The organism is Pseudomonas arvensis, assembly GCF_056688935.1.
This window is the reverse complement of record NZ_CP162038.1, coordinates 2,122,710-2,146,323: the sequence shown is the minus strand read 5'-3', so window position 1 is coordinate 2,146,323 and position 23,614 is coordinate 2,122,710. Positions and strand designations below refer to the sequence as shown.

Genomic DNA, 23,614 nt, shown 5'->3' with positions numbered 1-23,614 from the left:
AGCTTTACCCAATTAAGTATTTTGCAGGCATATAGAGCCCCCTTTGAATCGTGACCAGGAGCACCCGTGACCGGACTGCGTGAACGTCAGAAAGCCGAGCGCCGGCAAGCCATCAGCCAGGCGGCCATCGAACTGTTTGAGCGCCAGGGCTTCCAGAACACCACCATCGAGCAGATCGCCAGCCAGGCTGGCGTGTCGGCGCCCACGGTGTTCAAGTATTTCGGCAATAAGCAGGAGATCATCCTGGAAATCCTGCACCACGCCGACCAGCGCGCAATCACCGACACTCGCAGCCTGATCCATGACTTCGAGGATCCGGTCGATGCGCTGTGCCACCTGGAACGGCTGCTGACGGGCTACGCCCTGGAAGTCATGCACCCCAGCCTCTGGCGGGAATTGCTGCCGCTGATCCTGTTCGGCGGCACCAACGCATTACCCGCCGGCTACCGCGCCATGAACGATGCGCTCAGGGCCGAGATCAGCCAACTGCTGCGCGAACTGCAACTGGCCGGCAAGCTGCGCCCGCAACTCGATGTGGAACTGGCGGCGTTCCTGTTGAACGACTATTCACATTTGCAGCTGTTCAGGCTGGTGAATCAGGAGCAACCGGACATCGACGCGCACTCGCTGCAGGTCAGGCGTATTACTGAGCTGTTGTTCTATGGCATGCAGGCTTGAATCCATGGCCGACCTGGCAGCATGGCGGATTGACTGACACCCTGGGATCGGCTGTGTCGCCGACGCAGCCTCGCTTGCGCTCGACCGCTACGCCGGTGGTTACGCCACTTGGCTGGACGTTGAAAGCGGCTTCTACTCGATGGCGTGCTCAAGTTCGGTCATCGGTGAAATCGGTACCACGGTCGGTCGTAACATCAACAACTACTCTGCGGACGGATAGGCCACCTGGTTTTTAAGGGCACCATTGAAAAAAATGCCCCGCACAGCGAAGTGCGGCGCATTTTTTACTGGGCCCTGAAGCTTATGTACTGATGACAGTGACAAAGTTGCCACCATTGTTGGCGACATAGAGCGTGGAGCCGTCTGGGCTGATAGCGACCCCGAGCGGGCTATTGAGCCCTATCACTGTATCAATGACGGTTTCTTCATCGGTGTTTATGATTTTCAGGCTGTTATTATCGTAGTCCGCGACATAGGCCAATGGTTGTGTGGGGTGCATGACAATGCCGCAGGGAGCGCTGAAATCCGTAAGGGTTTTACGGATGACGTTAGTCCCCGTATTCATAATCTTAATGTTACTGGCACCTGTGTCCGCTACGTACAGTGTTGGCTTGGCACTTACGTTGTGAGGGCTGTAAGCCATGTCACGAATGACATTGAAACCCGCCAAGGATTCCACGGCGGTATTGCTTGGCTGGTCGACGGTGTATACGCGGGTGTCTGCCCCCACATAAATGCGAGAATTACTGGGGTTTAGCGTCACTGACTGAGCGTACAAGTACCCGAGTGTGTACAGGCGCGCACCGGAGGAGGTGTCGTGGGTATACAGCGCAGAGGAACGGTAGCAAGCAACATATAAGCGCGTTCCCAGCGTATTCAAAGCAAGTGCGTAAGGAGCAGCGAAACCCGTTATTGGGTTGATAAATGCATAGCTGGTAGTGTTGATAACGGTAACTTGTCCCGTGCCCAAGTTGCTTACATACAGGATGCCGCCGTTTGGACTGATAGCGATGGCGTGTGGGTAGCTCAGACCGGTAATGGTATGAATAACTCGACGGGTGGCCGTCGAAATCACTGACACCGAATGAGAAACCTGATTGGTAACGTAAACGCGACTGCCATCGGGGCTGACGACCAGTCTTGCCGGTATGCTCCCTACTTCGACATGGGTAATGATCCCCGCCTGTTTTTTAATCGAATAGGACGGTTTGCCCAATTGTACGGCGGTGTTCCTGTCACCGAAACCGTCCATTGAAACCAGTGTTTTAACCCGAATTTGGCTGCCATTGGGCCGCGAGCGCAGGTACGTGCCAGGGATGGTGTGCACGATTTTCTTCGCGCTCGACTCTGCGGGCGTTAGCGGGTCGCCATTACGCAGCACATAGTCTGGCGTACCATCGTCATGTTCGAAGATGATCCAAACGGGCTGCCCTGTCGTCATGAAGGTATAGGCCAGCACCTGCACGGTATTGTTGGCATTGGCATCGACTTGGCCCGCGTGGGCTTCGGGGATGGTCACCACATTTATCACGGAATCGGGAAGCGGTTCTACCTGTACAGTCAGGGGGTCTGAAGGGAGAATTGAATTGCCTCGTTTCACTTCATAGTCGATTGTAAACGTCTCGCCCAAATGCGCGGCGATGACCGTATTTCGTAAGTCGAAGTCCACATAACCTAATGCGGCATTTCCAAGCTTCGCAGGGATGGGTGGGCTACCCAGTCCCATTTTACCTTTGATATAGGGCTGAATTTGATCGGTATTCTGCATGTTATAGGTCACGCGAATCGTGCCGACGGGTGGGTTTACGAAGTGCAACGGGAATACACTGACACTGACGCCTGGCACAATGACCGTTGATTCGAGCACTCCGGGTGCGGACAGTTGGATGGCCGCACCAACGCGCATCTCTACAGCATGAGACAACCGGGTTCGTTCATTGGGTTTAGTGAGTGTGTAGTAAATCGTCGCTGAACGATCCAGGTTTTGCAGAACCACATGCCGGGCTACGTTAAAATACAGGTCAGTATTTTCCCACACCGGGGTAATTGGGTGAGGAATGGTCGTGCTGCCTCCTGCCGCTTTGCCCACAAAGTACAGGGTGACGGTACTGCCCAGGGTGAAGAGCGGGTTGGCTCTTACTATGATGGATGCACCAAACAAACTTTTACTGGGGTCAAAAATGTAGTCGGGTGCCGGTGCTTCTTCAATGTGCACCACGCGCAATGTCGCCACCAAATTACCGACATCAACTTTCGCATCTTGGGATTTGCGCGAGCCTTGGTCATTGACAACCGTATAATGAAATTGCAGGTCACCGCCCTCTAGCCCGGCAATCTCCCCTTCCGGGCCATTGATCACGTTAATGATAATGTTGCCGGTGCCCGGCCGCCTTGGCCCGATGCGACGATAATAAGCTGTGCCATTGGCATAGGTACCAATCAGGTGGAGGTACACGGCATCAAGCGAGTCTTGGCCGGGATAGGGAACGATTACGAATGTCGCTGCAACTACATCAGCGGGTAAATTGCCATCTGGCGCTTGAAGAATACTAGCGGGCGCAAGGCCTACCGGAGTGCCCTTACCTATAACCTCTAAAATGCATATGTCCGAAGGGCGGTCCGGTGTGACCCCCGTACGAACACGGTGGTAGGACAAACGCAACGTCCCTTTTACGAGCCCGACTAAATGTGCGTTTGGTAGCACAACTTGTGCATCTAAAAAAATGGAATTGACGTCGTACAGATATTCTGTGTTGGTAATAACCCCATCATGGGCAACACCCTGCATAGTGATAATAAGTTTGTCGCCAACCTTATAGTCTTTGTTTCTAATGTAGACGCCGATGGTAGCGTTTCGTCCTTCAAGCAGGTCTACATCCAATCTTCCATGATTATCAAGTTCATAAACAAACGGCGCATCCAGCGGCAGTGGTCCGCCGCCAACGAACGACATGAGCATTTGAATGGGCGACTGTGAGTTCATCACGTTGTTGGCTTCGTCGTAAACAGTGTACTCAGCAATGACGCCCCCGTCGCCGAGCTGGCTGAGAAAGCCTGCATAAAGCGTCATTACAATCGGCGCATCGCCGGCGGCCTCGTATTCCGTCACGATATGCCTTTGAATATGGCCGTTTAATCGAAGAATAATTTGGTCTCGGGCTTTACGCTTGTAATTCGGCGAAAGCCCCGAGCGATTCGGATAGTTGTTGATGGTGACTTTGACGCCTGTCACCAGATCGTCGGGGCGTATCCCGTTATCGAGAATATGTTGTTCGAAAATAGGTTTATCAACGTAGTCGTGGTAGGGCGTTGCGATCGAAGGGTTCGGACCTGCCGGTAATTCATTATCGATGAATACCTTGATTTTAGAACTTTCCTCATGTCCGCCACCGACGCGGGTTACCTTGAAAAACACATTGTCGACAGCACCATAATTCAACCATACGGGAGGGACGTACAGTGCGATTGCAAGTCCATTGGCGGCTTGAATATCACTGATTACCACTGAATCAACCGGGATGACCGGGTCTCGGAAAAATACCTCGACGAAGTCAAGCTCCTGCATACCCAAATAGGGGCGCAATACCACCAACAGGCCTTTTTCAGGCGTAACGTTCAGGGCAGCCCTATTCACCGCCCCGGCGTAACCCTGATAGGGGGTTGTGAGATTGGGAATATCCATTACCAATTGACTGAAGAATACCGGATCCAATGGTTCAGGCTGACTCAGGTCAATGTCATAGACATCTTCATTTTCGGACAGCGGTGCGTAAGGTGAGATGGGAACGATATCGAATGCCATGTTTGAAAACCCTCGGACAATTGAGTGAAAGCCTCGGCCCGAACTCAACATGATGGGAGGGGGCAGGACCTGAGTTCATTCAGCATCACGAGGAACTGTTCGGATACCTGTGAGAAATAACAGTGCCGACGAATGGTCAGTGGCCCAGGACGGGCCACTTGAAACAGAGGGGTCAGGGCTGACGGTTCCAATGCCGGAACAACGGCTCCGCCAAAAACAGCACCAACAGCCAAGGCCAACTTACGGGTGCCGGATGAAACTGCGGCGCGCCGCCCTCCAGCATACGACGGAGGGGCAGCTACGCGTGATCATAGTGAAGATAGTCGTCTGTCAGGCCGTCACGGGAGCAAGGGTCTCAGTAAAACCGATAACAACGAATCACTACTTGGTCGACACTGGGGTAATGCACCAGGCCGATAAAACTGGAACGCCCAAGCCAATCCAATCGTCCCTTGGGCACCTGGAACACCGGCGTGCAGGTGCAGCGGTATTCCGCCTCCGGAATCGGCCACTGCCCCTCACGTTCCAGTTGGCGCCCGTACTCAGTCATGTTCAGAACACCCCGGTTCCGCAGGTTGATCAACTCGCCCTGGTCGGTTTTGAGGCTGTAGCGCGCATCCAGCTGACCGACGCCATCCGGGCGCAAGACAAACAAGTCTTCGCCGCCCGCCAGGACTTGGCCTCTGACACCGACCCCGTCGAAATCACCGCCCACAATCGGGTAGTTGCAGCGCACGCCTTCAACGCTGTCACCCAGCATCACGCCAGGCCCTATCGCCACGCGCAACGTCAGCACGCGCTGCAGGTTGGGCGCGATATCCAGCAAGTCCAAATGTTCACTCATGGCACCCTCCAGGCCCGGCGCGCACACACCGGGCCACACTGATCAGCGGTTGGTCTTGATGTTGGTCCAGGTGCGAGTACGAATGCGCTCGATCGCGGCTGGAATCGGTTCAAGCGCGAACAGCGTCTTGCGCGCCTCCTCCGGCACGTACATGTTGGGGTTGTTGCGGATACTGGCGTCCACCAGTGCGGTAGCGTCCTTGTTCGGGTTGGGATAGCCGATCTTGTTGCTGATGCGGGCAATCACTTCCGGGCGCAGGATGTAATTGATGAACGCGTGGGCCTCAGCGACGTCGGGAGCATTGGCCGGAATCATCATCACGTCCGACCACATCGGCGCACCTTCCTTGGGCAGTGCCATCTCGACCTTGACGCTCTTGCCGGCGGCATCCGCCAACTGCTTGGCCAGCGCGACGCCGCCGGACCAGCCCACGCCCACACAGATATCACCGTTGGCCAGGTCCATGCCGTAGCGCGACGAGTTGAAGTAGGTGATGTAGGGACGGATTTTCATCATCACCGCCTGGGCCAGCGGATAGTCCTCGCGTTTCTGGCTGTTGGGGTCCAGGCCCTGATAGCGCAAGGCGATAGGCACGATCTCGTTGCCCGCGTCGAGAAAACCCACGCCACAACTGGCGAGTTTGGCGAGGTTCTCTTCCTTGAAGATGACGTCCCAGGTGTCCATTTTGACGTCGGGGCCAAGGGCTTTGCGCACCTTGTCGACGTTGTAGCCGATCAGCGTGGTACCCCACAGGTACGGCGCGGCGTAGCGATTGCCTGTGTCACCCACGGCTTCCAGGGACTGCATGAACTGCGGATCCAGGTGTTGCCAGTTCGGTAACTGCTTGCGGTCCAAGGGCTGGACGGCGCCAGCGGTGATCAGGTGCCCGAGATTCGCGGTGCCGGGGAACACCACGTCATACCCGGAGTTGCCCGTCAGCAGCTTGGACTCCATGGTTTCGGCACTGTCAAACACGTCATAAATCGGGCGAATGCCAGTGTCTTCCTGGAAGCTCTTGAGCACTTCCGGCGGCAGGTATTCGATCCAGTTGTAGATCCGTACGGTTCGTTCTTCAGCCACGCAAGCGCCACTGATCAGCAATGAGGCAACCGTACCCAGCAAGGTGTGACGCAAAAACCTGTTCATGATGAAACACTCCAGCGCGGCCACGATGGCTCGCGGCACTTAATAGCGATAGGTGAAATACATTTCCAGCGCACTGAATGTCTGGTCATCGCCAAAGACCTGCTTGGCAGCGGCCAGTGGCTTGACCCAGTTATAGGACAGCGACGTATAGAACGACGGCGTGGGCGTCCAGTCGACAAATACCACGCTCTCATCGGCAAAACGCCGCTCACTGACTGCGGCGCCCAGGTAGTTTTTCTCGTCCAGCCAGAACTGGTAGTGAATCGTGCCGAGGGTCACGGTATCGCTGAGGTGGGTCTTGAGCGAGAACTGCTGGACCTTTTCGTTGCTGTTGAACAGCAGGTAATTGCCGACCACGTCGCCGACGAGCCACGTGCCCCAGTCGAGAAAACCTTTGCTCAGTGGATCCCAGGCTTTCTGGCGGTTGTCGGTGAGGTTGTCATCCCCGGAAAAGCTCGCGTAGCGATAACCGATGATCGGTGTCAGCGGCAGCGTGCTGAAGGCGTAGTCGGCCTGGGCATACCAGGCGTTGGCAGCGTACTCGGCACCCTCGCCGCTGCCACGCTCCACGGCGTACTCGGCGTTGAGCGTCAGTGCTTGCACACCGGGCACCTTGGCGTTGAGCGCTCGCACGTTGTAGACCTGCATCCCGTCACGAAGACGCGGGAACGTGCTGCCTTTTGGCCCCAAGGCATGGACCTTCATGGCCATCGCCCCGAGGGTTACCTGGTCATCGAGGTTGTAATCGAGGTTGACGCCGGTCATGCGGAAGTCGCCCAAATCGTCGTCGGTGCGCAAGGTAAATGCCTGGGATTTGAATGCGCCATGGTTCCAGGCCAGGATCGCCGAATCCTTGAACGCGGTGCGAGGCCCCAGCCAGTAGGCGGCGTCCTTGTACTGGTCGAGGTTGCCGTCCATGACGATGAACCCCGTACCGATCATGTAGTTCTGGCGGCCTGCGGTGAGCGTCCATTCGCCGGTTCGAACACCCGCGTAGAGTTCTTCGACGGCGGCCTTGCCGTCGGAGCTGCGGGTGAAGCCGCCCGCGTCGCCGTCGCCGAAGGTGCTGGCCGCCACCAGGGAGCCGCCCGCCAGCAGGCTGAAGTCGGGTTGCAGCGCATAATCAAGCTTGACGCCGGGTTTGACGTAGAGCTCTTGCCAGTTGATGTTGGCGCCGCCATTTTTACCGCTGCGGGCATCAACCTGGCCACTGCCGAAGTTGACGCCACGGGTAAACAGCGTGCCACCGCCCGCCGTGAGATTGACTTCACCCTTGAGATTGCCGTCCTCAAAGGTGTAGCCCGCCAGCGCGACGTGGGTGGTCAAGGGTAAGCCGACCGCTAAGAGCGCCCGGGAAAAACGCTTGGTGAAAACCATAAGAAGCTCCTGTGGAATTATTGTTGTTACAGGGCAGTCAATGGCGACGCAGCGCGCCGCCAACACCTGGGCGGGCCAGGTGAATAGAACGCAAGACTCTTATTGTTTGGCGTGTGTCAGTGGTTCAGGTGGGCGGCAATGGCGCGCAGCATGCGCACGCTGTCGGCATCGAACGGGCCGACCGCCTCCGCCAGGGAGGATTGCTTGACGATCACCACGCCGGAGGGCTTGTCGATGAACAAGTACTGGCCGTGAATTCCGCCGGCCATCAGCGCTTGGCTGTGGTCGTTGAACACGTACCACTGGCTGCGATAGGACGCTCCCGGCGTCCAGCTGGAAAACTCGTCATTCTGCGCATAGATCGCCGGATCGGCCCCGGCAGCGATTCGGGCCACGGTGTCAGGCGACAGCAACTCAAGACCGTCGTGACGGCCATCGTTGGCCAGTAACCGACCGAAACGCGCCATGTCTCTCAAGGTGGCGCTGAAGCCCGCCCCCGCCACATTGCGTCCCCAGGCATCGGCCATGAAATAACCATCACGGTCGCACCCCAAGCGCTTCCAGATCGCCTCCAGCATCTGACTGCAGGCCTTGCCCGAGGCACGTTCCATGACCCAGGCGAGGGCTTCGGTGGTCGCGGTCACATAGTGGAAAAACCCACCGTGGCTGCCGCGCTTCTTGAGGGACGGCAAGTACTGATACAGGGATTCGAACTGTGCGTAAGTCGCAGGCGCCGGCTGAAAACCGCAGGCGTAACCGTACTGCGAACTCTCTGAGTTGGGATCGTCATAGACCTCGCTGTAGTCGATGCCTACCGCCATGTCGAACAACTGGCGCACGGTGGCATCGCCAAACGCGCTGCCCGCCAGTTCGGGGACGTAATACGCAGCGGGCAACTCGGGCCTGAGTACACCCTCGGTGACCAGTTGCTCGCCCAAGGTGCCGATCAGCGACTTGGTCACCGAGAACATGATGTGTCGATCACAGGCACGCTGCCCGTTGAAGTAACGCTCGAACAGCACCGTGTCGCCCTGCATCACCAAAAAGGCGTCGGTCTGGCTGGCGACAAGGTGATCGATAACGCTGATGCTCAGCCCACATTCACTGTCAAAGCACAGTGATTCCAGGGCTTTGGGCGCGTCCTTGAGCGTACCCACGGGACCTGGGCCTGCCGCGACATCAATGGAGGGCCGCAGCCGCGCCAGGTTACGGAACCCCCACTGGTTGAAGGGCGCACGCATCCAGTTGTGCCACGTGACCCGGTGTTTCAGTTCGGCAGGAAAGCCCTGCATCAGCAAGGGGGCAACGCCTGTTGCCAATGACGATTCGTTTGCCTCGACGTAAAGCGTCGCTAGCGAGGACGCGATTGTTTGACTCATCGGGATAACCCTGAAGATGACTCTGCATGACAGCAGATGCCCAGGAATAATTATCCGATAATTTATTTTAGTCAATAAAACTTTTTACAAAGTAATCTGAATTTCACAGGACATCGAGCTACCGCGCTATCACCAGCCAGAGCAGGCATGAACGATTAGCCAAGCCTCATAATTTTACCGACACGTGAGGTTTGAGATAGCCAGAGGACAAACAACGCCAGCCTGGGCTTCAGCGGTTTATCGCAGAAACGAAAAAAGACGCCGTAGCGTCTTTTTCAGTGTGCCCTCATCTGGCGTAAATCGCGCCCTGAAGAAATCATTGCCTGGCTTGGCGAATCACAAGCTGCGTCAGACGGCTCTTGACTCGGAAGCAGAACTCACGAATTTGAAATTGATAAGCCGGCATCACCATATCGTTAATATCCGGGCTTATGGAGTCTTTGATTTCCATGTATTTACCCGTCTTGCTGGCGATTGCCTGGTATTCCGCCTCGTATTTATTGTACGACGCCTTGTTGTAAACCTTCAAAACATCGAGCTCTTTGCGGCATTGCTCAGCGCTATAGATGTTTGAGCTCGCTTCTGGTTCTGGCTGAGTCGTATGGGGCGAGACAGCGACCGGGGCCGCAGCAGCGGCAGACTCATACCGCACCGAATAACCCTCAGATGGGTTTGCGGCTGCAGGGGTGGAGACTTCAGCTGGTGATTGCTGGACGACGACAGGTTCTGGAGTCACTCCAGGTTTTTCTGGAGTTTTCGTAGCGCATCCAGAGAGGGCGAGCCCTACCGATACAACGATGCCACAAATTTTATTCATCGGTTTCACCAAGGGGTAATTATGGTTGGCTGAGTCATTACGTTCGGGGTAAAGGTAAGAACTCATTCAATGATCGAGGGTAAAGTTTCTACCAGCCTCAAGGCACTCAGCCTCTCTTCCTTGAGTGCGCAGCTAACCGATAATAGTAAAAAAACAACGACATGACGAGTAAAAGCTTGTCAAAAACGCCACAAGTACAATGGGACAATTACTGGGGGTGCCGCGCATCTTGAGGCGAAACCATGAGCGACGCCTGAAACTCCAACTATCAAAATTGGCATCACCTGGTGTGCCTCATTGAGCGGCTGTGCCTTGAGGTGAGTCTTCCAGGAAAAGGTACTTGAACGTAGCGGATTACCCCGGATGCCAGCGGTTTTCCGCAGAAACGAAAAAGACGCGAAGCTTCTGTTTGGTGAATTTCAGGCAAAAAAAAGCCACTCGTTTGAGTGGCTTTTTCTTAATGCTTGGAGCGGGAAACGAGACTCGAACTCGCGACCCCGACCTTGGCAAGGTCGTGCTCTACCAACTGAGCTATTCCCGCTTGGTGATGCGCATTCTATAGAATCTTGAGCACCCGTCAACCTCTTGATTCAAAAAAGTTTTATTTCTTTTCAACCTCAGTGCGCAGATGCGGCCAGGCGGCGCGCAGATACTGGAGCATCGACCACAGGGTCAAGCCGGCGGCGATGAGCAGCAAGGCGTAGCCCAGCAGGACCCAGAAGGTGAAGTCCGACGGGTTTGCCAGCAGGATCACCAGCGCGAGCATTTGCGCGGCGGTTTTCCATTTGCCCATGTTGGACACGGCCACATGGGCGCGGGCGCCGATTTCGGCCATCCATTCGCGCAGCGCCGAGACGACGATCTCGCGGCCGATGATCACTGCGGCTGGCAGGGTCAGCCACAGGTTGCCATGCTCCTGCACCAGCAGGACCAGGGCGACGGCCACCATGAGTTTGTCGGCCACAGGGTCCAGGAAGGCGCCGAAAGGCGTGCTCTGTTCCAGGCGGCGGGCCAGGTAGCCGTCGAGCCAGTCGGTAGCGGCCGCAAAGGCGAACACTGAACTGGAGGCCAGGTAGCTCCATTCGTACGGCAAATAGAACAACAGTATAAAAATCGGAATGAGCAGGACGCGTAGAACGGTGATCAGATTAGGGATATTCATCGGCACAACTGGCTACGAGGTGGAAAGGCATTCTATTCGCTGTGCAGATTCGCATAAATCAGCTCAGCGAGCTTTTTACTGATACCGGGTGCTTTGGCTATCTCGTCAATGCTGGCACGGGACAGCTCCTGCAAGCCACCAAAATGTTTAAGCAAGTCGCGACGTCGCGTCGGGCCGACCCCTGCCACCCCTTCCAGGGTTGAGGTTCGCCGGGTTTTGCCACGGCGGGCGCGGTGGCCGGTAATGGCGAAACGGTGGGCTTCGTCGCGAATCTGTTGGATCAAATGCAGCGCGGGTGAATCGCCCTTCAAAGTGAACTCATGGGCGGCATCATTCAAGTACAACGTCTCGAAACCGGCCTTGCGCGTGGCGCCCTTGGCGACGCCCAGCAGGATCAGATCGGGTACCGCCAGCTCATTGAGCACGTCGCGGGCCATGGACAGCTGACCCTTGCCGCCGTCGACCAGGAGGATATCCGGCAACTTGCCCTCCCCGTCCTTCAACTTGCTGAAGCGGCGCGTGAGGGCCTGATGCATGGCGGCATAGTCGTCGCCGGGGGTCACGCCTTCGATGTTGTAGCGCCGGTAGTCGGACTTGATCGGCCCTTCCGGCCCGAACACAACGCAGGAGGCCACAGTGGCCTCGCCGCTGGAGTGACTGATGTCGTAGCACTCCAGGCGCTGTGGCGGCTCGTCCAGGTTGAGGACTTCGGCCAGAGCGTCGAAGCGTGCGGCCACATGCTGTCGATTGGCCAGGCGTGCGCTCAGGGCTTGCTCGGCGTTGGTCACCGCCAGTTGCTGCCAGCGCGCTCGGGTGCCGCGTACACGGTGGCTGATGTCCAGTTCCCGGCCGCGAAGTTCGTGGATCGCTTCGATCAAGGTGGGGAAGTCTTCGTGCACCACATTGACGATCAGCTCCGACGGCAGGTCGCGCTCAGGGCTGCTCACATAGTACTGGCCCAGGAAGGCGGCCATGACTTCGGCCACTTCCTCGTCGATGCCGGTCTGCGGGAAAAAATTCTTGCTGCCCAGCACTCGTCCGCCGCGCACGCTGATCAGGTGTACACAGGCGCCGCCTGGGTTGACGAAGGCCGCAATCACGTCCACATCGCCAGTGCCACCTTCCATGCTTTGCTGGTCTTGAACCCGGCGCAGCAAGGAGATCTGGTCGCGCAATTCTGCTGCCTGCTCGAAATCCAGGGTGCTGGCCGCCAGCTCCATGGCCGTGGAAAGCTCGTCGGTCAGCGCGTTGCTGCGTCCTTCGAGGAACATCACCGAATGGCGCACATCCTCGGCGTACTCCGCCGGCTCCACCAGCCCCACGCACGGCCCCTTGCAACGTTTGATCTGGTATTGCAGGCAAGGCCGCGTGCGGTTCTTGAAGAAGCTGTCTTCACACTGGCGCACAAAAAAGGTTTTTTGCAGCAGGCTCAGGCTTTCACGGATCGCCCCGGCGCTGGGATAAGGCCCGAAGTACTTGCCCTTCGCCTTCTTCGCCCCACGGTGAATGCTCAGGCGTGGGAAGTTACCGTCGGATAAAAACACGTAGGGGTAGGATTTATCGTCACGCAGCAGAATGTTATAGGGCGGTCGCCATTCCTTGATCAGCGTCTGTTCAAGTAGCAGCGCCTCGGTTTCATTGGCGGTGATGGTGGTTTCGACCTGGGCGATACGCGCCACCAGTGCGGCGGTTTTCGGCGCGAGACCGCTCTTGCGAAAGTAGCTCGCCAGACGGTTCTTCAGGTTCTTGGCTTTGCCGACGTAAAGCAGGCGTGCCTCGCCGTCGAACATGCGGTACACGCCGGGGCGGCCACTGCAGGTTGAGAGAAAGGCACTCGGATCAAACGGTGTGGTCATGTCAGGCGCTGGCGTCCACCATACCGTGGCGCACCGCGAGCAGGGTCAATTCAACATCACTGCTGATAGCGAGCTTCTCGAAAATGCGATAGCGGTAGGTGTTGACGGTCTTGGGTGACAGGCACAGTTTGTCGGAGATCGTCTGGACCTTCTGGCAACCGACGATCATCAAGGCGATCTGGATTTCCCGCTCTGACAACGTATCAAACGGCGAGTCGCTGACAGGCTGGAAGGACTTGATAGCCAATTGCTGGGCAATCTGCGGGCTGATATAGCGCTGGCCGGCAAACACCAGGCGAATGGCCTGGACCATTTCCGCCAGGCCAGCGCCTTTAGTGAGGTAACCCGCAGCGCCTGCCTGCAGCAGACGTGTCGGAAACGGATCTTCCTCGCACACGGTCACCACTACGACTTTGATGTCCGGATGGCTGCGCAGCAATTTGGTCGTCGCACCAAGACCGCCTATCCCAGGCATCTTGACGTCCATCAACACCACATCGGGTTTCAACTCCCGGGCCTTGATCAGGGATTCCTCCCCTGACTCTGCCTGGCCGACTACTTGCAGGCCATCGATGTCAGCCAGCATTCGTGTAATGCCTGTACGAACGAGATCATGGTCATCGACTACTAGCACCCTAATCAAGCAGACACCTCGCGAAATGGTCTTATAGGTTGCTGAACACCTTAGCAAAAAACCAAGGCGCAGACCTAGTTGCACACGTCATATATATGGAGTTTGGTTAAACGACAGCCACCCGCTGGCAGGCGGGTGGCTTGATTTGCTGGGCGAAGGGTCAGGAATCCTGGGGCTGCGGCTTGGCTTTTCCGTTCATCGCGGATGAATGCTCGGCGAGGGTCGAGGTCAGACGACGGATCGCAGCCTGGTCTTCCTTGAACATTGCGCGGTAGTCCCCAAGCACCTTCTCTTCAATCTGGCTCAGGTTTTCCAATTGAATCGGCGTGGCCACGCCGGTCAACACATACAGCACGTCCACGCCTCTTTCGGCGACCCGCGACAGGTAGTCCGCTTTAGGTGCCCGCCCTCCACTTTCGTATTTGCCTTGTGCGTTGGCCTCAACGCCTCCTATTTCACCAAATACTTTTTGCGACAAGCCAAGTCGCTCTCTTTCTTGCCTCAAACGCGAACCGATTCCACTCATTTGGATGTATGATCCTATTTGGCACACCCCAAGAGGTGACACACTCATCTCTTAGTTAAACAAATTTGAACGGTTTTGAACTATGCCCGGAATCCGTACTGCTGCACAAGCCAAGGCCTGGCTGGAACACCAAGGAAAATCAGTTCAAGCGTTCGCCCGAGAACATGGCGTCGATCCGGCAACCACCTATCAAGTGCTCGCTGGGCGCAAAAAGGGACGACGTGGAGAGGCCCATAAGGTAGCGGTCCTTCTGGGCATGAAAGAGGGGATCATCCTTTCTGAGGCCGATGGCCAAAACAACGATCAGGAAGTCGACTCCTGAGGCCAGTATGCGCTTATTAAGATTCAACGCATGGTTTAGCTGCAGACACGTTCCATGCGCCAGAAGCAGTCTTCTTCACCCACGATATTGAAGCCCATACGCAAATAGAGCGTTTGGGCCGGATTCGTTTTGAACACGGTCAGACGCAAGAGGCCAGGCCTCCGTGCCTTCAGCGCCATCTGCCCCAACACCCAGGTCCCGGCGCCGATCCGGCGACATTCTTCGAGCATATGCAACTCGCGAATGTAGAGCGCGCGGCTATCGCGACTCAGGCTCACAAACCCCAGCACCGCGTCGTCACGGCAGATCAGCCAGTTTTCCCGACCGGCCCAGGCGGTGTCGAAGCCATCGTTGGACCACCACAATCCGTACTGCACGTAATAGCGGGCCATCGCTTCGTGGGTCAGCGTTCGTGCGAAGGGCAGGTCCTGGTCCGTCGCCGCGCGTAGGTGAAAAACCATTTAGAGGGCCATCACTTGGCTAGTCCAACCTTCACCGTCGCGACGGGCGATCAGCAACGCATCGCCTACCCCAGGCACAGCCGCAAGCAAACCGCCATCGGCGGCCCAGATCGCACTGCGACCGGCGCAGGCCCAGCCACCCGAGGGGCCGCCATGGTTGGCCATCAACACCACCATGCCATGTTCAGCAGCGTAGCCTCGGAGCAGCGCACTGTCCGTTGCGTAACCGCCCTCACTGATCAACACACCGGCGGCATACACCGTGGCACCCGATTGGGCCGCAGCACGTGGATGGCCAGCATGGGAAAAGTCCGCACACACCGCCAGTGCAATCCGGTCATCCCCGAACTCAAGGACCGCACCGCCCTGCCCTGGGACAAACGCGACTTCTTCGCCATCATGCAGATGCTGCTTGGTGTAGACCGCCAGTGAGCCATCTGCGCCCAACACCAGCGCACCGATCAACACACCTGTCTGCGGCGCCAGTCGGATCGGCATACCCACTACCACCGTCAGTCGCAGCTCCCGTGCCATTTCACGCAGGGGCGCCAGCATCTGGTCCTCTGGCGCGATCGCCAACTCAGCCGCCGGCGACGGTTCATAGCCCGTCAACGACAACTCGGGGAACACCAGCAATTGCACACCCTGCTGCGCCGCAGCGCGCATAAATGCCAGGTGGCGTTCGATATTGGCCGGCACATCGCCCGCAATGGAAATGGATTGAGCAGCAGCAAGGGTGAAGGCAGTCATGGTCGCGTCCAAGCAATCAATATCTAAGTGTTACCAGCATATCGGCACTCACCCCATAGCCGTAAGTACCCCACCGCAATAGAAATTACTGATTGAATCCCCCTGCGTGCCTCTAGTAAGCTCCCCCCATCATTTGGAGACATACCATGTTGCAACTCACCCACACTCAGGTTTGCCCTACTGCCAGCGCCCAGCGCTCGGTGTCGGCTACCCGTGTGAACGGTTTGAGCGCACTGGTCAGCTCTTATTTTGGGTATTGGTTTAGCCACTGGCGCGCCTGATACCTGAAATCGGCGCCCACTACTCAAGGGGTCGCCTACCAGAGAAATCTAACCCCCGGTCGGCTCCCCGACCGGGGGTTTTGTTTTTCAGGTCCCCACACACTTTTCAGCTTGATCAAGAACACTTAAAGGAATCACGACATGAACTACGCCACTTATTACCGCTACGACACTTGCACTGCATGGCGATTTAGCAAGCTCCGCTCGGGACAGCCTGCCGCCTCCGATCGGTCACCAATGGGTGGCAAGCCAACACACGTAGCCGATACGGCCAATTGTCGAACACCCCAGTAGGCCAAGCGCGCGGGAGCAACCCGCCGCTTGCCCAGGAAGCCTTGAATATGAACTCCTCCGTCGCCGCTCTGCCTGTTTCAAACCTGACCAGCGCCAATGAAGCCCTGACTCAGCGCCTGCCCAGCTCGCTTGAGCTCAAGCACCAGCTCCCTCTCAGCCCGTTCCTCAACGAACAGATCCACGCCCATCGCCAAGCCGTGCGCGCCATCCTCAATGGCGAAGATTCACGCTTGCTGGTAATTGTCGGCCCGTGCTCGATCCACGATCCGGAATCGGCCATGGAATACGCGCGAAACCTGAAGAAACTGGCCCTTGAGGTCAGCGACCAGATGTTGCTGGTGATCCGCGCCTACGTCGAAAAACCGCGCACCACCATCGGCTGGAAAGGCCTGGCGTACGACCCGCACCTGGATGGCAGCGATGACATGGCGGCTGGCCTGACCCTGTCCCGCGAACTGATGCGCGAAATGCTGCGCCTGGGCCTGCCGGTCGCCACCGAGCTGTTGCAACCCATGGCCGCCGGCTACTTCGATGACCTGCTCAGTTGGGTGGCAATTGGCGCGCGCACCACGGAATCCCAGATCCACCGCGAAATGGCCAGCGGCCTGGGCATGCCCGTGGGCTTCAAGAACGGTACCGACGGCGGCGTCGCGATTGCCTGTGACGCCATGCGCTCGGCGTCCCACCCGCACCGCCACTTCGGCGTCGACAGCCAGGGCCACCCGGCCATCATCCAGACCCCAGGCAACCCTGATACCCATCTGGTGCTGCGCGGCGGCCATAGCGGGCCGAACTACGATGCCCAGAGCGTGGCAGCGGTGAAACACGATCTCGCCAAGTCCAAGGTGATGCCACGGATCATGGTCGATTGCAGCCACGCCAACAGCAGCAAGGACCCACTGCGCCAGCCAGCCGTGTTCAACGACGTGCTGGAACAGCGCTTGAAGGGTGACACCGCGCTGATCGGCATGATGCTCGAAAGCCATCTGTTCGAAGGCTGCCAGCCATTGAGCCCGTCGATGAAATACGGTGTGTCCGTGACCGACGGTTGCCTCGGCTGGGCCGCCACCGAGCAGTTGTTGCGCAAGGCTGCAGAGCGCCTGCGCGCTCAAGAGTGATCGATCAAGGCGCTGCTACAGCGGGTACAGCGCCTCAACACCCCGCCCCACAGACTTGCCATTCGTGATTTGCAGTCAAGAGTCCTTTTCGGATTCGGCTATTTTTGCGAAGGAACGACGCGGGATACTTGACTCCATTGCCTACCACGCCACCCCGGCACAAGTGACCCTGGCCTGGGCCATGCAGTTGGGTTATGCGGTCATCCCATCGTCGACCAAGCGCGCCAACCTGGAAAGCAACCTCAAGGCCGTGCAACTGACCTTGAGCGCTGCCGATATGGCGCAGATTGCCGGGTTGGAGCGCGGCCATCGCTTGACCAGCCCCAAGGGCATCGCGCCGAAGTGGGACTAAATCCCTGCTACCCGTGTGCGTGATAATTCACGCAGCCAGGGCAACACCCGCAGGCCGGCGCAGGCCTCGGGTGGGTCGATAATGTCCATGAAGTGTTCAAGATTGACGTTGTCCGGCACGCCGGGCAGCCGTACCAGCACCGCCGGTGTTACGCCGGGGGCTGCACCCAAATCCAGGTGATCGTAGACCAACACATGGCGCACCTGGGGTTGGGGCCCACAGGCATGAGTTGTCAGCCCCGCATTGATGATCAGCACGTCAAAGGGCTCGGCTGGGATGGCCGTCAGTATCTGGACCTCTTCGAAGGTTTGTACCGGCACGATCCGGTGGTACCCCAACTGATTGAGCATTTTCTCGATGTACAACCGTTGCAGGTGTTGTTCATCGGCAATCAGGATGGTCAGTGCTTTGTTCGGCATGGCAAACCCCTGGGCAGGCAGCGCTCGTCAGTGAGCGACGCCCATTTTCCAGACATATCCCGAAGACAAAATCAGGCATGTTCCCCCTTCGTGTAGGAGTTCTCCCAAATCCACCGAATGGCCATCCACCTCAGTCAAGCCTGATTGCGGTACCGACTCAGGCTGTGATGCAACTGTTCGATGGCCACGTCCAACGCCTCGACCGCAGCGCCCAACCCACTGCTGTCACGCCGCTCACACACGTCTTCCAACGTCTCGCAGCAAGTGATCAACACCTGGGCCTTGACCATGCGAGCGCCGCCTTTGACACGATGAGCCAAGTCATGAAGCTTGGCGATATCGCCTTGGCCGTTCAGCACCGACAAGCGCCTACGGTCCTCTGCGAGACTGTCGAGCAACGGCAACAGCAGCTCGTTGAGGGCAGCGTTATCACCCTGCGTCAGCATAAGCAGCGCGTTTAAATCAAACGCCGGCGAGGCTTCATCCGTTACGGTTTCGGCGGTACGTGACGCCAAGGCCAACCTCAAGTCGTCAAGCCCGGTAGGCTTGAACAGGCAACCGTCCATACCTGCTTGCCGGCAACGTTCGGTCTCCTGCGGCTGGGCATTGGCGGTAAACCCCAGTATCAGGCACGGTTTCAGCCCACGCTCGCGCTCATCGGCGCGAATGTCACGTGCCAGCGCATAACCGTCCTTCAAGGGCATATTGCAATCGGTGATCACGCCATCAAACTGCCCGGCCTGCCACAGTGCAAACCCTTGGATACCATCCTCGGCCGTGTTGATGCGATGCCCCAGAAAACTCAGTTGCCGCGCCAGCAGCAGGCGGTTGGCCGGATAGTCATCTACCACCAGGATGTTCAACGTGGCAGCCGGTGGAAGGTTCGCAGCCTCTGCGCTGGCCAATACCTGCGTGGTGGTCGTCAGTGCCACCGCCACGTCGACCCGAGTGCCCTTGCCCAGCACACTGGTCAGGTGCAGTTGACCGCCCATCATCTCGCACAGGTCCCGACTGATCACCAACCCCAGGCCCGAACCGCTGCGCGCCGACTGCCCGTTGTTGTGACCCTGGATAAAGGGGTTGAACAAACGCTGCTGATCTTCGGCGCTGATACCTATGCCCGAGTCTTCGACCCACAAGCGCAGGTTCAACAGGTCGCCAGCCACTGCCGGTGCACACTGGGCGCCCAGGCGCACTTGGCCGGCGTTGGTGAACTTGATCGCGTTCCCGAGCAGGTTGGACACCACTTGCTTAAAGCGCAGCGGGTCGACCAACACTACCCTGTCGATCAACGGGTCAAGCTCCACCTGCAGCATCAGGCCTTTGTCCCGCGCCAACCCTTCGAATACCCGCGCCACAGAGGCCAGCAGTTCATGCAGGTTGGCCGGCTCCAGGCTCAGGGACAGGTGACCGGATTCGATCCGCGCAATGTCGAGAATATCGCCGATCAACTCCAGCATGCTGCGGGATGCCACCGACGCAACCTCCAGCGCATCGCGGTCGGCCCTGCCATGCTCGGCGTTTTTCAGGGCCAACTCGATCATGCCGATCACCGCATTCATAGGCGTACGGATCTCGTGACTCATGGTCGCCAGGAAGGTGGTCTTGGCGCGATTGGCGGCGTCAGCCTCCTCCTTGGCCTCCTGCAGTTCGCCCAACAACCGCTGGCGCTCGCTGACATCCACCCAACCGGCAATCATGCCCACGACACTGCCATGGCTATCACGGTACGGCAGCATCCACTGGTAGATGGTCAGCACACCACCGGCAGGCAACTTGAGCACGCGGTCATGGATCTGCGGCTCGCCCTCTGCCATCAAGCGCAAGTAATCCGCATGGAACGACTGGGCCTGGGGCGGGTTACCGGTGTCGGTTTCCACCACGGTCTTACCGATGACGTCTTCCAATTTGAAGCCGAACACATCGAGATAGGCATTATTGCAGGCCATCAAGCGACCCTGGCGGTCGCGCACATAAATCGGGTGCGGCGTGCCATCGATCAGCACGCCCATAAACCGCATCTGGTCGCTCAAGGCGCGCTCGGCCTGAGCGCGCTTGCGAATCAGGTTGCGCAGATAGAACACCCAGCCCAGGGTCACCAACAACAGCAGGGCGGCCAGGCCGAACCCTTGGATAATTACATTGCGATGGCGTATCCAGTAGCTGTCTTCGAGGATGATTTCACTGCGCCAGTGATTGGTCAGTTCGTCCATCTCTTCCGGGGAAATACTCAACAACGCCTTGTCGAGGATCGAGTACAACTCTAATTGGCTGCGACTGACCCCAAGGGTAAAACGCGCAGGCTCCCTACCGACGGTACTGGTGATACGCAGGCGCTCACGGTAATGGCGCGCGATCATATAGCGCGCACTGATCAGCGAAACGGCCGTCGCCTCGACACTGCCCTTGGCCACCAATTCCATGGCCTGTTCAGGACTCTCGACATCAACATACTCAATACTGGGGTAATCCCGGGCGATCTGCGCAGCCAGGCTGGTATCGCGAATAATCGCCAGGCGCTTGCCGGGCATATCTTCCAGGGTTACCAGATGTTCGTCGTCGGCGCGTACTACCAACACATAGGGGTTGGACAGGTAAGGCCGGGTAAAGCGAATTTTCTCGGCTCCCTCCACGCTCGGGGTGACGACCGCCAGCATGTCTACGCGACCTGAACTTGCCTGCTCAATCAGCTTGGGCAGTGAACTGCCGCGCTCCACATCAAATTTCAAGCCCGTGCGCAAGCTGATACGCGTCAGCACCTCGGCGCTCAACCCTTCGAATTGCTCTTGCTCGTTGAAAAAAGACAACGGCACGAGTTTGTCGGGAACCGCTACTTTCACCCGTGGGTTTTTCTCCAGCCAGCGCCGCTCACTTTCGCTCAGGCGCAACTGATCGGCCTCCAGAAAACCGCTGCCGCCAGCACTCCAACGGCGCAGGACTTCCATCTGCTGGCTGGCCGGGACAGCAGCCAGCGCGACGTTGACGATGTTCAACAGGCGCCGGTTATCTTTGGCGAAGGCAAATCCGAAAGGATTGACTTCCAACGCCGAAAAATCCGCCATGCGCACGTTATTGAGGTGGTTCTTGTTGATCAGGTAGCGGGCACTGATGGCATCGCCCAGGTAGACATCCGCCTGGCCGAACGCGACGGCCCCGATGGCTTCGAAGGTCGAGGCGAACAAAAGCAATTGCGCTTTGGGATAGAACGCCTGGACAGCGTCGGGCGGCATGTAGTGGTAGAGCATCGCCACGCGCTTGCCCGCAAGGTCGGCCGTGAGCGTGTGGCTTTCCCCCGCGCGCGCTACCAGTGCGGGCTGGTCGTTGGCGTAAGAACGGGACAGCGCCAACTCAGGGTCGGCCGCCTCATACCCATTGGCCGACCCCACAAAATCCACGGCGCCGGTCTTGAGGGCCTCGATTACCTCATCGCGGGTGTCGTAACGCCGCACCTCAATGGTGATGTTCAACGCCTGGGCGATCAGCGCCGCATAATCGGCGGTGATGCCCTCCAGCTCATCGTTGTTATTACTCAGATCAAAGGGCGCGTAATCGGGCGCCGACACCCCCATCGACAATGTGCGCTGGGTGCGCAGCCAAGACCAATCGGCTTCGTCCAGCACCACCGGCGGCCCTTCAAGGGTGGAGTGGCCCAACAGCCGCAGTGTGTGCGGCTCATCCAGGGCCATCACACCAGAGGGCATCAGCCCCACCAGCAGTATGGCCACGTACCTCAACAGACGGGTGGCAATCATTTCAGATCAAGTGATTGCGCTGAGCGAACTTGGACAAGTGCACCACCGATGACATCCGCAGTTTCTCCTTGAGGCGCGTCTTGTAGGTACTGATAGTCTTGTGGCTCAACAGCATGTCCTCAGCGATCTCCTTGTTGCCCAGGCCAAGCGCCAGCTTCTGCAGCACGGCCAACTCACGGTCAGATAACGCCTCCACCAACTCCCGCTCAGTGGATTGCAAGTCGTCGCGCCGCACCGAGCTGGTAGGCAAGCTGGGGAAGCAGCTGTAGCCAGACCTGATCGCCCTTATCGCCTTTTGCAACTCGTCGAGCTCGCCGGTCTTGGAGACGAACCCCATCGCTCCAGCGCGCATACAACGGGTGGAAAAAAACACCGCCAGGTACGAGGTCAGCACCAGGATTTTGCAGTCCAAGTTAAGCGCCTTGACCCGACTGATCACCTCCAGCCCACCGAGTTTAGGCATCGCCAGGTCCAGAATGATCAGGTCCGGACGTTCTTCGCGCGCAATCTGCATGGCGTCGGCACCGTTACCCGCCTCGTAGATGCTATCGAAGCCTTCCTGCTTCAACAGGTACTTGACGGTGGCGCGTATAAAAGGGTGATCGTCCACAATTAAAGCTTTGTTGCTCATAAGAGTCCCCGGAGAACATCAGTACGCTGACATATCACGCGAGACCCAACTACCTGTGAAAAGTAACAGTTCCGACAAACGGTACTGACTACTCTGTACGACGCTTCAGGCAGAAAAGGCCCCTCCTTTGAAAAACACAGTAACTACGTGTAGTGCGACGCCTTGATTCCTGAGCAGACGCAAGCGCGCAACCTTATCAACCGTGTGCCGTTCAAAATGAAGGGATACTCTCGACTGCTTGTAGGACTTTTCCTCAATAACGCAAAACCAGGTATCCAGAACTACTCTGTCGTACTCGGGCTCCAGAAGGCCTGCACCACGAGGCTCGACCTGCAAATCCGTGCAACCAGGGCGTCCAGTTCGTCACCGTCCACAGAGGTCACCGCCAGCGTGGCTTCGATTTCCACCTCTTCGGTGCCAAACGGTCGCACATCGACATCGCTGGCCGGGTAATTGCACCGCGCCAATTCGGCTTCCAGCAACGCCAATACCGCGGTTTGCTGAGTGCGCCGGGCGATCACATAGAGGATGTTCGTGACCTCCGCAGACACCACATCAAGCGGCTGGCGGTTGATGTTATTGACGATGGGTCTCAGCAAGGTATTGGCCGCCAGCACAAACAGTGTGCCCAGCAACGCTTCAAGCACCAGGTCGGCGCCGGCACAGGCCCCTACCGCCGCCGACGCCCACAGCGTGGCGGCGGTGTTGAGCCCACGGACATTGCCTTCTTCGCGCATGATCACGCCGGCACCGAGAAAGCCAATGCCCGACACCACATACGCCACCACCCGCACCGCGCCTTCCGCGCCACCGAGGCGGCTGGCCATATCGACAAAAATCGCCGCCCCCACCGCCACCAGCACATTGGTGCGCAGGCCCGCCGTGCGCTGGCGGTACTGGCGCTCGAAACCGATCAGGCCGCCGAGGATAAACGCGGCGGTGAGGCTGACCAGGGTGTCGATCAGGGAATCGAGGTTGATGTTGTTGATTGCTTGCATCGGAAATCGTCCCTG

Annotated in this window: 19 protein-coding genes, 1 tRNA gene and 1 pseudogene; 4 read left to right on the top strand and 17 right to left on the bottom strand. The window is 57.9% G+C overall.

What is annotated here, in order from left to right; all coding sequences use genetic code 11:
* Positions 1–66: 66 nt before the first annotated feature.
* A complete protein-coding gene (locus tag AB3G88_RS09945; RefSeq protein WP_099585060.1) occupies positions 67–678 on the top strand; it encodes a TetR/AcrR family transcriptional regulator in 612 nt (203 codons plus the stop codon).
* A 301-nt stretch (positions 679–979) separates the two neighbouring features.
* On the opposite strand, the gene AB3G88_RS09940 is transcribed toward AB3G88_RS09945, so the two are convergent.
* The 11 genes from AB3G88_RS09940 to AB3G88_RS09890 all read right to left on the bottom strand — a co-directional run bounded on the left by AB3G88_RS09940 (position 980) and on the right by AB3G88_RS09890 (position 14,221).
* Positions 980–4,480: a YncE family protein gene (locus tag AB3G88_RS09940; RefSeq protein WP_480453849.1), complete on the bottom strand. Its 3,501-nt coding sequence runs from the start codon at positions 4,478–4,480 to the stop codon at positions 980–982.
* Between the two features lie 355 nt (positions 4,481–4,835).
* Positions 4,836–5,324 (bottom strand): DUF3237 domain-containing protein, encoded by a 489-nt coding sequence (locus tag AB3G88_RS09935; protein WP_099585061.1) that lies wholly within the window; start codon positions 5,322–5,324, stop codon positions 4,836–4,838.
* Positions 5,325–5,366: 42 nt separating this feature from the next.
* Positions 5,367–6,470, bottom strand: coding sequence for a polyamine ABC transporter substrate-binding protein (locus tag AB3G88_RS09930; RefSeq protein ID WP_480453848.1), 1,104 nt, complete (start codon positions 6,468–6,470; stop codon positions 5,367–5,369).
* A gap of 39 nt (positions 6,471–6,509) precedes the next feature.
* Positions 6,510–7,847: an alginate export family protein gene (locus tag AB3G88_RS09925; protein ID WP_480453847.1), complete on the bottom strand. Its 1,338-nt coding sequence runs from the start codon at positions 7,845–7,847 to the stop codon at positions 6,510–6,512.
* Positions 7,848–7,963: 116 nt separating this feature from the next.
* Positions 7,964–9,226 carry a serine hydrolase domain-containing protein gene (locus AB3G88_RS09920; RefSeq protein ID WP_158876452.1) on the bottom strand — a complete coding sequence of 421 codons (1,263 nt, stop codon included), beginning with the start codon at positions 9,224–9,226 and terminating at the stop codon, positions 7,964–7,966.
* A gap of 316 nt (positions 9,227–9,542) precedes the next feature.
* Positions 9,543–10,109: a YuaE family lipoprotein gene (locus AB3G88_RS09915; protein WP_244643838.1), complete on the bottom strand. Its 567-nt coding sequence runs from the start codon at positions 10,107–10,109 to the stop codon at positions 9,543–9,545.
* A gap of 399 nt (positions 10,110–10,508) precedes the next feature.
* Positions 10,509–10,584: transfer RNA gene (locus AB3G88_RS09910), tRNA-Gly, on the bottom strand.
* A 60-nt stretch (positions 10,585–10,644) separates the two neighbouring features.
* Positions 10,645–11,205, bottom strand: a complete 561-nt coding sequence (gene pgsA, locus AB3G88_RS09905) for a CDP-diacylglycerol--glycerol-3-phosphate 3-phosphatidyltransferase (RefSeq protein ID WP_099585065.1) — start codon at positions 11,203–11,205, stop codon at positions 10,645–10,647.
* Between the two features lie 32 nt (positions 11,206–11,237).
* Complete coding sequence (gene uvrC / locus AB3G88_RS09900; protein ID WP_191948472.1) at positions 11,238–13,061, bottom strand: excinuclease ABC subunit UvrC; 1,824 nt, start codon at positions 13,059–13,061, stop codon at positions 11,238–11,240.
* 1 nt (position 13,062) lies between these two features.
* Positions 13,063–13,704, bottom strand: coding sequence for a response regulator transcription factor GacA (gene gacA, locus AB3G88_RS09895; protein ID WP_099585067.1), 642 nt, complete (start codon positions 13,702–13,704; stop codon positions 13,063–13,065).
* Positions 13,705–13,855: 151 nt separating this feature from the next.
* Positions 13,856–14,221 carry a helix-turn-helix domain-containing protein gene (locus tag AB3G88_RS09890; RefSeq protein WP_099585068.1) on the bottom strand — a complete coding sequence of 122 codons (366 nt, stop codon included), beginning with the start codon at positions 14,219–14,221 and terminating at the stop codon, positions 13,856–13,858.
* 82 nt (positions 14,222–14,303) lie between these two features.
* On the opposite strand from AB3G88_RS09890, the gene AB3G88_RS09885 reads away from it, so the two are divergent.
* The gene (locus AB3G88_RS09885; protein ID WP_034097254.1) at positions 14,304–14,543 is read left to right on the top strand and encodes a DNA-binding protein; all 240 of its coding nucleotides are present in this window, start codon (positions 14,304–14,306) and stop codon (positions 14,541–14,543) included.
* A 35-nt stretch (positions 14,544–14,578) separates the two neighbouring features.
* Here the strand turns inward: AB3G88_RS09885 and AB3G88_RS09880 are convergent, their stop codons facing one another.
* On the bottom strand, positions 14,579–15,004 hold the full coding sequence (locus AB3G88_RS09880) for a GNAT family N-acetyltransferase (RefSeq protein ID WP_480453844.1): 426 nt from the start codon (positions 15,002–15,004) through the stop codon (positions 14,579–14,581).
* Positions 15,005–15,754 carry a carbon-nitrogen hydrolase family protein gene (locus AB3G88_RS09875; RefSeq protein WP_480453843.1) on the bottom strand — a complete coding sequence of 250 codons (750 nt, stop codon included), beginning with the start codon at positions 15,752–15,754 and terminating at the stop codon, positions 15,005–15,007. It abuts the gene before it with no gap.
* 622 nt (positions 15,755–16,376) lie between these two features.
* Here AB3G88_RS09875 and AB3G88_RS09870 point away from each other — a divergent pair.
* Together AB3G88_RS09870 and AB3G88_RS09865 are read left to right on the top strand one after the other, a co-directional pair.
* Positions 16,377–17,447: a 3-deoxy-7-phosphoheptulonate synthase gene (locus AB3G88_RS09870; RefSeq protein ID WP_099585071.1), complete on the top strand. Its 1,071-nt coding sequence runs from the start codon at positions 16,377–16,379 to the stop codon at positions 17,445–17,447.
* A 142-nt stretch (positions 17,448–17,589) separates the two neighbouring features.
* Positions 17,590–17,799, top strand: a pseudogene (locus AB3G88_RS09865) (aldo/keto reductase); the annotation flags it as partial.
* Here AB3G88_RS09865 and AB3G88_RS09860 read toward each other — a convergent pair.
* The 4 genes from AB3G88_RS09860 to AB3G88_RS09845 form a co-directional block, all read right to left on the bottom strand.
* Positions 17,796–18,218 (bottom strand): ANTAR domain-containing protein, encoded by a 423-nt coding sequence (locus tag AB3G88_RS09860; RefSeq protein WP_099585072.1) that lies wholly within the window; start codon positions 18,216–18,218, stop codon positions 17,796–17,798. The pseudogene AB3G88_RS09865 and the gene AB3G88_RS09860 overlap by 4 nt on opposite strands.
* Before the next feature lie 134 nt (positions 18,219–18,352).
* Entirely contained in the window at positions 18,353–21,970 is a 3,618-nt protein-coding gene (locus tag AB3G88_RS09855; RefSeq protein WP_480453840.1) for a transporter substrate-binding domain-containing protein, read from the bottom strand.
* A 1-nt stretch (position 21,971) separates the two neighbouring features.
* A complete protein-coding gene (locus tag AB3G88_RS09850) occupies positions 21,972–22,601 on the bottom strand; it encodes a response regulator (protein ID WP_400528041.1) in 630 nt (209 codons plus the stop codon).
* 281 nt (positions 22,602–22,882) lie between these two features.
* Complete coding sequence (locus tag AB3G88_RS09845; RefSeq protein ID WP_099585075.1) at positions 22,883–23,599, bottom strand: MgtC/SapB family protein; 717 nt, start codon at positions 23,597–23,599, stop codon at positions 22,883–22,885.
* Positions 23,600–23,614: the final 15 nt, after the last annotated feature.

Bases quoted from the DNA above. Each gene is read 5' to 3' on its own strand.
- AB3G88_RS09940 (WP_480453849.1), bottom strand. From the start codon at position 4,480: ATGGCATTCGATATCGTTCCCATCTCACCTTACGCACCGCTGTCCGAA.
- AB3G88_RS09935 (WP_099585061.1), bottom strand. From the start codon at position 5,324: ATGAGTGAACATTTGGACTTGCTGGATATCGCGCCCAACCTGCAGCGC.
- AB3G88_RS09930 (WP_480453848.1), bottom strand. From the start codon at position 6,470: ATGAACAGGTTTTTGCGTCACACCTTGCTGGGTACGGTTGCCTCATTG.
- AB3G88_RS09925 (WP_480453847.1), bottom strand. From the start codon at position 7,847: ATGGTTTTCACCAAGCGTTTTTCCCGGGCGCTCTTAGCGGTCGGCTTA.
- AB3G88_RS09920 (WP_158876452.1), bottom strand. From the start codon at position 9,226: ATGAGTCAAACAATCGCGTCCTCGCTAGCGACGCTTTACGTCGAGGCA.
- AB3G88_RS09915 (WP_244643838.1), bottom strand. From the start codon at position 10,109: ATGAGTTCTTACCTTTACCCCGAACGTAATGACTCAGCCAACCATAAT.
- pgsA (WP_099585065.1), bottom strand. From the start codon at position 11,205: ATGAATATCCCTAATCTGATCACCGTTCTACGCGTCCTGCTCATTCCG.
- uvrC (WP_191948472.1), bottom strand. From the start codon at position 13,061: ATGACCACACCGTTTGATCCGAGTGCCTTTCTCTCAACCTGCAGTGGC.
- AB3G88_RS09890 (WP_099585068.1), bottom strand. From the start codon at position 14,221: ATGAGTGGAATCGGTTCGCGTTTGAGGCAAGAAAGAGAGCGACTTGGC.
- AB3G88_RS09885 (WP_034097254.1), top strand. From the start codon at position 14,304: ATGCCCGGAATCCGTACTGCTGCACAAGCCAAGGCCTGGCTGGAACAC.
- AB3G88_RS09880 (WP_480453844.1), bottom strand. From the start codon at position 15,004: ATGGTTTTTCACCTACGCGCGGCGACGGACCAGGACCTGCCCTTCGCA.
- AB3G88_RS09875 (WP_480453843.1), bottom strand. From the start codon at position 15,754: ATGACTGCCTTCACCCTTGCTGCTGCTCAATCCATTTCCATTGCGGGC.
- AB3G88_RS09870 (WP_099585071.1), top strand. From the start codon at position 16,377: ATGAACTCCTCCGTCGCCGCTCTGCCTGTTTCAAACCTGACCAGCGCC.
- AB3G88_RS09860 (WP_099585072.1), bottom strand. From the start codon at position 18,218: ATGCCGAACAAAGCACTGACCATCCTGATTGCCGATGAACAACACCTG.
- AB3G88_RS09855 (WP_480453840.1), bottom strand. From the start codon at position 21,970: ATGATTGCCACCCGTCTGTTGAGGTACGTGGCCATACTGCTGGTGGGG.
- AB3G88_RS09850 (WP_400528041.1), bottom strand. From the start codon at position 22,601: ATGAGCAACAAAGCTTTAATTGTGGACGATCACCCTTTTATACGCGCC.
- AB3G88_RS09845 (WP_099585075.1), bottom strand. From the start codon at position 23,599: ATGCAAGCAATCAACAACATCAACCTCGATTCCCTGATCGACACCCTG.